Annotated in this window: 9 protein-coding genes; 7 read left to right on the forward strand and 2 right to left on the reverse strand. The window is 66.4% G+C overall.

Going from position 1 to position 7,671, the window contains the following annotated elements; all coding sequences use genetic code 11:
* Window positions 1-216 precede the first annotated feature (216 nt).
* The 6 genes from BJQ90_RS06905 to BJQ90_RS06930 are packed head-to-tail and all read left to right on the forward strand — an operon-like array spanning window position 217 to window position 5,769.
* Window positions 217-924 (forward strand): glycosyltransferase family 2 protein, encoded by a 708-nt coding sequence (locus tag BJQ90_RS06905; RefSeq protein WP_226759556.1) that lies wholly within the window; start codon window positions 217-219, stop codon window positions 922-924.
* Window positions 925-929: 5 nt separating this feature from the next.
* Window positions 930-1,610: a DUF2064 domain-containing protein gene (locus BJQ90_RS06910; RefSeq protein ID WP_226759557.1), complete on the forward strand. Its 681-nt coding sequence runs from the start codon at window positions 930-932 to the stop codon at window positions 1,608-1,610.
* Window positions 1,607-2,311, forward strand: coding sequence for a methyltransferase domain-containing protein (locus BJQ90_RS06915; RefSeq protein ID WP_226759558.1), 705 nt, complete (start codon window positions 1,607-1,609; stop codon window positions 2,309-2,311). The genes BJQ90_RS06910 and BJQ90_RS06915 overlap by 4 nt, the downstream gene beginning before the upstream one ends.
* Window positions 2,308-3,786: a glycosyltransferase family 87 protein gene (locus BJQ90_RS06920; protein WP_226759559.1), complete on the forward strand. Its 1,479-nt coding sequence runs from the start codon at window positions 2,308-2,310 to the stop codon at window positions 3,784-3,786. Before BJQ90_RS06915 ends, BJQ90_RS06920 begins: the two co-directional genes overlap by 4 nt.
* Window positions 3,787-3,829: 43 nt before the next feature.
* Entirely contained in the window at window positions 3,830-4,711 is an 882-nt protein-coding gene (locus tag BJQ90_RS06925) for an MTAP family purine nucleoside phosphorylase (RefSeq protein ID WP_226759560.1), read from the forward strand.
* Window positions 4,708-5,769, forward strand: a complete 1,062-nt coding sequence (locus BJQ90_RS06930; protein ID WP_226759561.1) for an NAD-dependent epimerase/dehydratase family protein — start codon at window positions 4,708-4,710, stop codon at window positions 5,767-5,769. Before BJQ90_RS06925 ends, BJQ90_RS06930 begins: the two co-directional genes overlap by 4 nt.
* Window positions 5,770-5,848: 79 nt before the next feature.
* Here BJQ90_RS06930 and BJQ90_RS06935 read toward each other — a convergent pair whose 3' ends face one another.
* The gene (locus tag BJQ90_RS06935; RefSeq protein WP_226759562.1) at window positions 5,849-6,301 is read right to left on the reverse strand and encodes a hypothetical protein; all 453 of its coding nucleotides are present in this window, start codon (window positions 6,299-6,301) and stop codon (window positions 5,849-5,851) included.
* Window positions 6,298-7,326 (reverse strand): molybdopterin-dependent oxidoreductase, encoded by a 1,029-nt coding sequence (locus BJQ90_RS06940; protein WP_226759563.1) that lies wholly within the window; start codon window positions 7,324-7,326, stop codon window positions 6,298-6,300. Before BJQ90_RS06940 ends, BJQ90_RS06935 begins: the two co-directional genes overlap by 4 nt.
* A gap of 40 nt (window positions 7,327-7,366) precedes the next feature.
* Between BJQ90_RS06940 and BJQ90_RS06945 the strand changes: the two genes are divergently transcribed.
* Window positions 7,367-7,671, forward strand: a 305-nt coding sequence (locus tag BJQ90_RS06945; RefSeq protein WP_226759564.1) for a hypothetical protein, incomplete at its 3' end; no start/stop codon positions are given.

A 7,671-nucleotide genomic window follows, 5' to 3' on the forward strand; every position in this document is an offset into this window, starting at 1 on the left:
ACACCGACGCCGTGAAAGCCGACATGCTCGTCGGCATCGCCAAAATCACCGTCAACACCAAGTAACACACACCAGAAATACCTGCCGGATGCCTGTTCTGCACCGGCGGGAAGTGCCGCGGTTGCTCCTAGGGCTCCGTGGCACTTTTCTGTTCGCGTACCGTAGGAACCCGGGCGAAGCGCCGTTGCGGGAACCGTAGCTTTGAGAGGCGTTTTGATGACTGAAGCCGTGGTCGATGTTGTTCTGCCGTGTTTGAACGAGCGCGGCGCCCTGCCGTGGGTGTTGTCCCGCGTGCCGGAAGGGTACCGGGCCATCGTGGTCGATAACGGTTCCACAGACGGTTCCGCCGAGCTTGCGGCGAGTCTGGGCGCGCTCGTGATCCACGAAGGGCGGCGGGGGTTCGGGGCAGCCGCCCACGCGGGCCTGCTGGCAGCGACTGCGGAGCTCGTTGCGTTCTGCGATTGCGACGGTTCGCTCGACCCTGCTCAGCTGCCGGCGCTGGTCGCCCCCGTAGCTAGCGGCACAGCGGATCTGGTGCTGGGCAGCCGTCTTCCTCAGCGCGGCTCCTGGCCCCTGCATGCCCGGATCGCCAACGTCGTTCTGGCCTGGCGGCTCCGGCGCCTGACCGGGGAACGAGTGACTGATCTTGGACCAATGCGGGCAGCACGGCGGGTTGATTTGCTCTCCCTCGGGCTGGAGGACCGCCGCAGCGGCTACCCGCTGGAGATGTTCCTGAAGGCAAGCCTGCGCCATTGGAGGATCCTGGAGATGCCCGTCCCATATGCCCCCCGCACCGGCAAGTCCAAGGTGACCGGAACGGTGCGCGGAACGGTGACGGCTGTGCGGGATATGTCCGACCAGCTCAGGGCTGCCGCGGCGGCTGCATCGGCCGTACCGGTCCGGAAGACTCCCGGCAGCGAATGACTGTTATGAGCAAGAGCATTGATCTGACAGTGGCGGTCATCGCCAAAGAGTGCCTGCCGGGCCGTGTCAAGACCCGGATGAGCCCTCCGCTGAGCCCCGAAGGGGCCGCCGCCCTGGCACAGTTGAGCCTGAGCCGGACCTTGGAGACGGTCCGGCTCCTCCCGGCACGGAACCGGGTGCTGGTCATGGACGGAACACCGAAGGCGGCAGACGCCGAAGGCTTCACCGTCGTACCGCAGGCGACCGGAGGGCTGGACGAACGGCTCGCTGCCATCTGCGACGGAGCCACCGGTCCGCTGCTCATCATCGGGATGGACACTCCGCAGTTCTCGGCTGACCACGTCGGGCCGCTGCTTCACGACTGGTCCACGGATGCTCCAGGTCACGACGCCTGGATAGGCCCCGCCACGGACGGCGGGTTCTGGGCCCTCGCGCTGCACCGCCCCGACGGGGCATTGATCCGGGGAGTGCCTATGTCTTCGGACACGACCGGGGCACGGCAACTCGCCCGCCTGTTAGCCCGCGGCCTCAATGTCGGGACGCTGGCTGAACTGGCGGATATGGACCACTTCAGCGATGCGCTCAACATCGCCTCGGTGCTACCGGGAACCGACTTCGCCCACGCTGTCCAGGACGCCGCCCAACGAATGCATGACGCCTCACTCCTTAGCGGGGCCCTGCCGTGACGGCCACCGACGTGGCATCAGCGAGCCACTTCGGCCAGGGCCACGCGGAGCCCTATGCCAGGGCGCTGGCGGACGGATCCGGCACCCTGACGCTCCGTCCGGACATCAACCATGCGGCAGCCCCGGTGGACTTCGACGTCCAGAGTTGGTGTGGGGAGGCAAACCTGCTCGAGCGTTCCCTGCTGCAGAGCCTACAGGGGCCGGTCCTGGACATCGGCTGCGGACCGGGCAGGCTTCTGGCTGCCGCCCAGCGGATGGGTCTTCCCTCGCTGGGGATCGATACCAGTGCGGAGGCGGTCCGCCGGGCGCGCGCCCGCGGGGCCCGGGCGCTGGAGCAATCGGTGTTCGCACCCGTACCCCAGTCCGGTCTTTGGCAATCCATCATTCTGCTCGACGGCAACATCGGCATCGGCGGTAGCATCACAGCCCTGCTGCGCCGCTGCGGCCAACTCATCGCCCCGCACGGGACTCTTCTGGTGGAAGTGGAGGACGACGAGGACCTGGACACCGTCTACTCCGCCGTGCTGGAGGACTCGAGCGGAAACCAGAGCGAACCATTCCGCTGGGCCCGGACAGGAAGCGTGGGTCTGGTGTCCCGGGCGCAGCGCAGTGAATGGACCGTAACGTCCGTTCAACGACTACAGGGCCGCGTCTTTTGCCGGCTCGCCCCCGGCACCGGACCAAGCAGGGCCGCGGTGTGACCATCGCTTTTGCTTCGCCGCCGGCACACGGCACGCAACGCTCCATCCTCAGACTGGCCGCTACGTTGACGGCGCTCGTCCTGATCCTCGCGGGCCTGCTGTGGTGGATGGTTGTCCCCGACAACCCTTTCGAATCTGCACCGATTGTCGGCACGCTCATGTCCTGGGGCGTGCTCATTGGGGCTGTCAGTCTCCTCCGGCGCATCCCCCGACGCCGCGTGGGTGCCATCCTCATCGCGGGCACTGTGCTGCTCGGCCTGGTTGCCGTGAGTTCGCCGCCGCGGACCAGCAACGATTCCGCCCGCTATGCCTGGGACGGGATCGTCCAAAAGGCGGGGATCTCCCCCTACTCGCATGTACCCGTCGATGAGACCCTCGCCGGGCTTCGGCCGGACTGGCTGTTTGCTCCCGGCGCCATCGGCGATGGGGGCAGGCCCGTATGTGCCAAGGACGTGTTCGGGACGGAATCTGTCCCGGCCTTCGGATATCCGTCGGGGAGTCCGTTGTGCACGGCCATTAACCGGCCGCACGTGCCCACGATCTATCCGCCCACTGCAGAGCTCTACTTCTTTGGGGTGCGGGCTGCCGTTCCCGACTCGGTTGGATACCTTCCTTTCCAAGTCGGAGGCCTGCTCATCAGCGTCGCCGTGACGCTGCTGCTGCTCGGCGCCCTGGCCAGACGCGGCCTGCCCCTTCACCTGGCCGCGGTCTGGGGCTGGAGCCCGTTTGTGCAGCTGGAGGCCGTGAATAACGCCCATGTTGATCTGCTCGGCGGTGCCCTGATCCTGGCCGCCGGACTGCTGTTGACCGGAGGCAAGCCGCTGCGCTCCGGGATGGTGTTCGGGGCCGCCGTTGCCACGAAACTCATTCCCGTGATCGCCGCCCCTGCGTTGTTGTTCCGGCGTCCGGCCCGGTTCATTGCCGCGGCACTGGCAACTTTCGTCCTCCTTTACGTGCCCTATCTGGCCGCTGCCGGGGCCGGAGTCCTGGGCTTCCTGCCCGGCTACCTCAAGGAGGAAGGCTACAGCCAGAGCGGCGGGACCCGCTTCGGGCTGGCTCAACTCCTCTCCACCGGACCCTGGCCGCCGGTGCTCAGCGCCGCGGCGCTGGCCGTCGTTGCGCTCGGTGTGCTGCGGCGGACCCGGTCCGGGAATGTCTGGGAGCAGCAGACGGTCATGATCGGACTGACGTTGCTGATTATCAGCCCGAATTACCCCTGGTACGCTCTCATGCTGCTGCCGTTCATTGTCCTGAGCCGGCGCTGGGAATACGTCGCCGTCATCCTTGCCCTGGACACCATCTATATGCTGCCCCTCAAGGAGCCCCTCAGCCTACCGCTGCATCAAGCGGCCCTGTTCCTCGCAGCCCTCGCCGTCTCAGCAGGTGTCTGGTGGCGTCGCCGTCAGGAGCTTCAGCTGGCGGCCGTCGCCGGCCTCGAGTCCCCGACGCCGGTTGCCGCGGGGACCCCCCAGTAACCGCCCCCACACTCCACGCTCCCCCGAATGACAGGATTGCACCATGGACACAGCACTCACCGGTACCCCGCAGGCACGCATCGGCATCATCGGCGGTTCCGGAACCTACCAACTCCCCGGAGCGGCGGTGCTGGACACCCTCGACGTTGACACCCCGTACGGGCCGCCGTCTGGTCCTGTGACTCTTGCCGACGTCGCCGGACGCACCGTGGCTTTCCTCCCCCGCCACGGCGGAAAACATTCACTTCCGCCCCAGAAAATCAACTACCGCGCCAACTTATGGGCACTCAAGAGCCTCGGCGTCGAGGCCATCCTCTCCTCCTCGGCCGTGGGTGGCCTGCGGGAGGGCTTCAGCCCTGACGCCTTCGTGGTGACGGACCAGATCATCGACCGCACCTGGGGACGCGCCGACACCTTTTTCGACGGAACCGTCGTTGACGGCGTCCCCCCCGCCGGTGTCCAGCACCTGCCGGCCTCAGAACCTTTCTGCCCCACCCTGCGTGCACACGTGAATGCCGCTCTCGCCAGCCACAACATTGCCCACGTCCCGCAGGGAACGGTGGTCGTGATCAACGGACCACGATTCTCCACGAAGGCCGAGTCCGCCTGGTACGTCACCGGTGGTGCTGACATCATCAGCATGACCCAGTACCCCGAACCACTCCTAGCCGCCGAACTCAACATGGGCTTCGCCAATCTGGCGTTCATCACCGATTCCGACACCGGGCACGACGGCTCGGAACCGGTAACCGCCGACGCCGTCTTCGCCCGGCTTAAGAATGCCCAGCACAGTGTCCTGGCCGTTCTTGAGACGACCGTCGCCGCCATCGGTGCGGACTACCGCGCCCGGCCCCTAATGGATCAGGAAGCGGTGCGCCGGATCATGGCGCTCCCGGCTGTCCGGGAAATGGCGGACGCCCGATGAAACTCCTCATCACCGGAGGTGCAGGGTTCATCGGTTCGCACATCGTCGACGCCGCCCTCGCTAAGGGCTGGTCGGTGCGGGTCCTCGACTCGCTCCGCCCGGACCTTCATCCCGTTCCGCCCGCCTTCGACCCGCGGGTGGACCTCATGACCAGTGACGTCACAGACCCGGCCGCGGTCAATTCGGCATTACGGGGTATCGATACGGTCTGCCACCAGAGTGCGAAGGTCGGACTGGGTGTCAGCTTCGCCGACGCACCGGACTACATCCGCAACAACGACTACGCCACGGCCATCCTGCTGGCCGCCATGGAACGCCACGGCATCACCCGCCTGGTCCTGGCCTCCTCGATGGTGGTCTACGGCGAGGGCGCGTATGCCGATCCCTGGACCGGGCTTCCCGTCCGGCCCGGACCCCGCGCCGAGGTTGACCTGCGCGCGGGAATCTACGATCCCCGCAACCCGGCTTCCGGGGCAGTCCTTGTCCCTGCCATGGTCACCGAGGACGCTGCCCTGGACCCCCGGAACGTCTATGCCGCCTCAAAACTGAGCCAGGAGCATCTGGCCGCATCGTGGGCCCGGAGCACCGGCGGATCGGCCATCGCCCTGCGCTATCACAACGTCTACGGGCCCAGGATGCCCAAGGACACGCCGTACGCCGGAGTCGCATCCTTGTTCCGTTCGGCGCTGGCCCGTGGTGAGGCGCCGCGCGTATTCGAAGACGGCGGCCAGCGGCGCAGCTTCATCCATGTCCGGGACGTCGCAGCGGCAAACATCGCCGCCGCCGAGTCACTCTCCGGCGCCGGCACACCAGGTTTCCGCGCCTACAACGTCGGCGCGGACGAGGTACGGACGATCGGTGACGTTGCCACGGCATTGAGCAGCTTCAGCGCCGGTCCGGCGCCGGTCGTGACCGGCGAGTACCGGCTCGGTGACGTCCGCCACGTCACGGCTTCCTCAGCACTGATCAAAGCCGAACTTGGCTGGACACCGGAAGTGGCCTTTGAGGAAGGCATGCGGGAGTTTGCCACCGCTCCCCTGCGCGGCGAACCGGTCTAACCGGGACAGGCAGGGCAACAAGGGGTTCCCAACGCCCGGCTCAGGCAAACTTCCACAGCAGGGTCCCGGACCCACAAGGTCAGGACCTGATGACCCCTGCCAAGCGGGCCCGTCGTTCCAGGACAACGATGATGGCAGCGGAGGCCAGGGCCAGGGCCAGCCAGAACCACACCAGGTTCACGGCGTAGTCGCCCTCCAGGACCGTGGCGGATTGCGCCACCGACTGGGCCTTGAGCAGGATCCCCGCCACCAGGGTCACGAGGGCGCCGGTAAGCAGGGCGCCGCGCAGGACGGCAGCGGACCGGGGTTGGAGTTTGGTGCCGGCCCGGGTCAGACCTGCACCGGCGAGCGTGGAGAGCGGCACAATGACGCCGTCGTGGATGAGGATGGCAACGGCCATCCACGTCAGCAGGCCAATCAGCTGCGCCGAACCCAGTTGGGTGGGCAGCCCCAGCAGCCCATAGACGACCATGGCCGCGCCCGCGACCCCGAGCGCTGCCCGGGCCGCTTTGACGGGAAGGGACGTTTTCACAGGACCTCCATGCTGTGCAACCACTTGGTCTGCAGCACACCGGGTCGGCCGGGGGCGATGATTCTGGCCGGATAGCCATGGTCCAGGTCGAGCACCGAACCGTTGAGTTCCAGGGCCACCAGCGTCTTATCATCACGGGTGTATTCGGCCGGCATGTTCATTGTGCGGTAGGCACCCTCGGGCTCCAGACTGGTGAAGCGCAGTTCGGAACCCGCGGGGGCACCGACGGCGGCGAGCAGGTCCTGGACGCGAACGCCCCGCCACGCAGCCGTCTGGCTCCACCCCTCGACGCACGCGATTGGCAGTTCGTGGGTGTGCTGGGGCAGCTCCCGCAGCTCATCCAGAGTGAAGGAACGGCTGGAGGTCCCTGAACGGACCATGAGCGCCCAGGTCGGGGACTTCGCCAGTTCGGTCACCTTGGCATCGGTAGCGGTCCGGTTGACCGGCACCCCTTGGGGGCCGGCCCCCATTTTTCGTGGGGCGAACAGGTTGGCCGGCGCCAGCCAGGAGAGCGACTGTCCCGCCGTCGTCACGACGACGGCTCCGGTCGCGGCCGCGACGGCTGACAGGAACGCCCGCCGGGACCAGCGGCCGGGACTTACAGCACCGGTGCCGGAAGTTCCGGGGTTCGGCGCGGCCGGCCTCCGGACGACGATACTCTTTGACCGTTGCCGACGCCAGTGAGCCGCAATGGCCGGGAGTTTGACGGCAATGTGCAGCAGGAGCGAACCCCAAATCACCCATGCCAGCCAGTAGTGGGTTTCGCGAAACGGAAAAGGCCACGGATACCACTTGTAGGTATTAATCAGGCCAGTGGTCAGCTGCAGCAGAGCTGAGGAGATGAACAGGGCAATGGAGGCCCGCTCGAGGCCGTGCACGGGGGACTTTACCGGCGGCCACGTCAGCAGTTCCGGATATACCGACCAGAGCTTCGCCAGGAGCAGCGGAATCGCGGCGATACCGGCCGTCACGTGCAGTCCCTGAGTGAGCTGGTAGATCCACACCGGGCTGGTGGGAAAGAACATCCATGAGGGCGGATTTTGAAGTCCGTGGCTGAACAGTCCGGTGAAAAAACAGATGGTGAAAGTGATTCCGAGCCAGCGGCCCAGGACAACGGTCAGACGCGTGCTGCGTGTCGGCGAGGCGAACTTCACAGCCAATGCCTCGGTGAGCTTCTGCCCGTCAAACTTTTTCATGTCTGGATCACTGCACCATTCCGTGGCCGCCAGGGACCACTATAACCGCCGAACCGAAACGCCACGGACCCCCAAGGTCCGTGGCATTCTGGGCTATTTCTGGTGTGTGTTACTTGGTGTTGACGGTGATTTTGGCGATGCCGACGAGCATGTCGGCTTTCACGGCGTCGGTGT

Origin of the sequence: Arthrobacter sp. SO3, from assembly GCF_020532825.1 — a bacterium.
Classification (GTDB): domain Bacteria; phylum Actinomycetota; class Actinomycetes; order Actinomycetales; family Micrococcaceae; genus Arthrobacter.

Bases quoted from the DNA above. Each gene is read 5' to 3' on its own strand.
- BJQ90_RS06905 (WP_226759556.1), top strand. From the start codon at position 217: ATGACTGAAGCCGTGGTCGATGTTGTTCTGCCGTGTTTGAACGAGCGC.
- BJQ90_RS06910 (WP_226759557.1), top strand. From the start codon at position 930: ATGAGCAAGAGCATTGATCTGACAGTGGCGGTCATCGCCAAAGAGTGC.
- BJQ90_RS06925 (WP_226759560.1), top strand. From the start codon at position 3,830: ATGGACACAGCACTCACCGGTACCCCGCAGGCACGCATCGGCATCATC.
- BJQ90_RS06930 (WP_226759561.1), top strand. From the start codon at position 4,708: ATGAAACTCCTCATCACCGGAGGTGCAGGGTTCATCGGTTCGCACATC.
- BJQ90_RS06940 (WP_226759563.1), bottom strand. From the start codon at position 7,326: ATGTTCTTTCCCACCAGCCCGGTGTGGATCTACCAGCTCACTCAGGGA.